At 69.1% G+C, this 3,410-nt stretch carries 1 protein-coding gene; it reads left to right on the forward strand.

What is annotated here, in order from left to right; genetic code table 11:
- On the forward strand, positions 1 to 3,410 hold a 3,410-nt coding region (locus tag ABT122_RS33370), incomplete at both ends, for a condensation domain-containing protein (protein WP_351559913.1).

Here is a 3,410-nt window from a genome sequence, read left to right on the forward strand (position 1 = left end):
AACCGTGTGATCGGTGAGGAGATGAAGGCGGCCATCCAGGGGCTGGACCCGTGGGACGGTGTGATGGCCCAACTGGTCTGGTTCGACCTCGGACCCGATGAGCTGGGAAGACTGCTCCTCGTCGTCGACCACCTGGTGGTGGACACGGTCTCCCTGCGGGTGCTGCTGCCCGACCTCGCCGAGGCTTATGAAGCACTGGCAGCCGGCAACGAGACGGCTCTGCAATCGGTGCCCACATCCTTCCGGCACTGGGCGCGCGAGCTGGCGGCCCAGGCGACCGGCGCGGAGCGGCTGGCTGAGGCCCCCCGGTGGGTGGAGTTCCTCCAGGGCCCCGATCCGCTTCTCACCGACGAGCCGGTCGATCCGGAACGGGACATCGAGGCGACGATGCGGCAGTCGTCCGTCCAGATCCCCATCGCGGTGACATCGGAGCTGTTGACCAGCGTCCCGACCGCGTTCCACGCGGGCATCGACGACGTGTTGCTCACCGGTCTGACGGCCGCCGTCGCCGAGTGGCGGAATGGCCAGGACACAGCGGGTGGCAGCGCGATCCTGGTGGATGTCGAGAGCCACGGCCGGGTCCCGCTGGCCGACAGCGACGACCTGTCCCGGACGGTGGGCTGGTTCACCAGCAGCCATCCGGTGCGGCTGGATGTCGGCTCCGTCGATCCGGTGGAGGTGCGGGAGGGCGGTGCCGCTGCCGGGCGGGTGCTGAAGCGGGTGAAGGAGCAGATCCGCGCCGTCCCCGGTGATGGTCTGGGCTACGGCATCCTGCGTCACCTCAATCCGGAGGCCGCGCCCGAGCTGGCGGCACTGCCCCCGGCACAGATCGGCTTCAACTACCTCGGCCGCTTCTCCGCCACACCTCCCACTCCCGGCAAGGGCACTCGCACGGGCTGGAACCCGCCCAGCGATGGTGTGGCCGGGGACAGCATGGGCGGGCAGTTCCCCGTCCTGCACGCGCTGGAGGTCATGGGCGCGGTGCGTGATCTGCCGGAGGGTCCCGAGCTGACTCTGTCGCTGCTCTGGCCCGAGCATCTGTGGGAGGAGGAGGCGGTCTCCCGGCTGCTGGACGGCTGGGCGGCGATGCTGACCGGGCTGGTCACGCACACCACGGGTTCAAGCAGTACGGCCGGTCACACCCCCTCCGACTTCTCGCTCGTGTCGCTGGACCAGGCGCGGATCGAGGAGCTGGAGGCGGAGGTTCCTGGCCTGGTGGAAGTACTGCCGGTCTCGCCCCTCCAGGAAGGGCTGCTGTTCCACGCGCTCTTCGACGAGCAGGGCACGGATGTCTATGTCGAGCAGCTCGACCTGGGCCTCGAAGGACCGCTGGACCCGGTGGCCCTCCGCGCGGCCTGGCAGGCACTGCTCGACCGGCACGCCAGCCTCCGGGCCGGGTTCCGGCAACTCCCGGGCGTCGACCAACCGGTCCAGGTCGTGACCAACGACGTGACTCTCCCCTGGCGGCAGGAGGACCTCTCCACTCTGGGCGACGCCGACGCCCTGACCGAGGCCGAGCGGCTGGGGATCGAGGAGCGTTCGTACCGCTTCGATCTGGCCGCGCCTCCGCTGGTGCGCATCCTGCTCGTACGGATGGGACCGGACCGCTATCGGATGATGATCACCCTCCATCACATTGTGCTGGACGGCTGGTCACTGGCGATCCTGATGCAGGAGCTGTGGACGGCGTACGAGGCCGGTGGCAGCGGGAGCGGTCTGCCGGCGGTGACTCCGTACCGCGACTATCTGGAATGGCTGTCCCGGCAGGACCGCGAGACGGCGCGGGAGGCGTGGCAGCAGGCGCTGGCGGGCGCGGATGAGCCGTCGCTGATCGCTCCGGTGGAGCGGGACGCGGAGCTGGTCCACGGCGAGGTGGTGTCGGGTGAGGCCGATCCCGCGCTCGACGAGGCCCTCAGAGAACTGGTCCGTGTCCATGGCGTGACCATGAACACGGTGGTGCAGGCGGGCTGGGGTCTGCTGGTGGCCAAGCTGATGGGCCGCCGGGACATCGTCTTCGGCGCGAGTGTGGCGGGGCGGCCGGCTGATCTGCCGGGTATGGAGAGCATGCTGGGGCTGTTCATCAACACCGTGCCGGTGCGGGTCCGGCTGGACCCGGCGCAGACCGTGGCGGGGATGCTGGCCGGGCTTCAGGCCGAGCAGTCCGCGCTGATGGACTACCAGTACCTCAGCCTCAGCGATATCCAGCGCGTGGCAGGCACAGGTGCCAGCTTCGACACCATCCTCGCCTTCGAGAACTTCCCCTCCGGCGGCGGAAACCAGCAGGACCCCGTCGACGCGGAACCTCAGATGGCAGGCCCCGGGGGACTGCGGATATTCGAGTCCGGAATCCGGGAGTCGATCAACTACCCGCTCGGGCTGATCGCCGGCCCCGTCGGCGGTCTCAAGATGCGCCTCAACTACCGCCCTGACCTGTTCACCGCCGACGAGGCCCGAGGACTGCTCAACCGGCTGCTGCGACTGCTGGAGCAGATGGCCCACGCGCCGGAAGCCCCGCTCAGCCGGCTCACGATGGTGGACGGGCCGGAGCTGGAACGAGTCGTATCGGAGTGGAACGCCACTGAGCGTCCGGTTCCGTCCGGTTCGTTTGTGGAGTTGTTCGAGGCGCAGGTGGTGCGTACACCTGACGCGGTGGCGGTGGTTGGCGGTGATCGTGAGTGGTCGTACGCGGAGTTGCAGCGGGCCGCTGACCGGGTCGCGTGTGGTCTGGTCGCTCGTGGTGTGGGGCGTGGGGATTACGTCGGTGTGGTGATGGACCGTTCGGTGGATCTGGTGGCGGTGCTGCTGGGTGTGTCGAAGGCCGGGGCGGCGTTCGTGCCGGTGAACCCGTCGTGGCCGGCCGCCCGGGCCCGTGTCGTCCTGGAGAACGCCACCCTGATCGTCGCGGACCAGGAGGTCTCCGGAACCACCGTTGACGTGGTCCGGACCGAGGCGCTGCTGAACGGCCCCGATGGAACTCCCACTGGAGTGATCAGCGGTGGTGATGTGGCGTATGTGATGTTCACGTCGGGGTCGTCGGGTGTGCCGAAGGGTGTGGAGGTTCCGCATTCGGCGGTGGTGGCTCTGGTGGTGGACGGTGGGTGGAGTGCGGCGGTCCGGGACCGGGTGTTGTTGCATTCGCCGCATACGTTCGACGCGTCGGTGTTTGAGTTGTGGGTGCCTCTGGTGCATGGGGGGCGGGTGGTGGTGGCTCCGCCGGGTCTGCTGGAGGCGGGGACGCTGGCGGGTGTGGTGGCCGGGCATGGTGTGACGGGCATGTATATGTCGTCGGGTCTGTTCGGTGTGCTGGCGGAGGAGTCGCCGGGGGCTCTGGCGGGGTTGTCGGAGGTGTTGACCGGTGGTGATGTGATGGCCGCGGGTGCGCTGGAGGCGGTGCGGGAGGCGTGCCCGGG

Origin of the sequence: Streptomyces sp. NPDC001985 (genome assembly GCF_040296845.1) — a bacterium.
Lineage (GTDB): Bacteria > Actinomycetota > Actinomycetes > Streptomycetales > Streptomycetaceae > Streptomyces.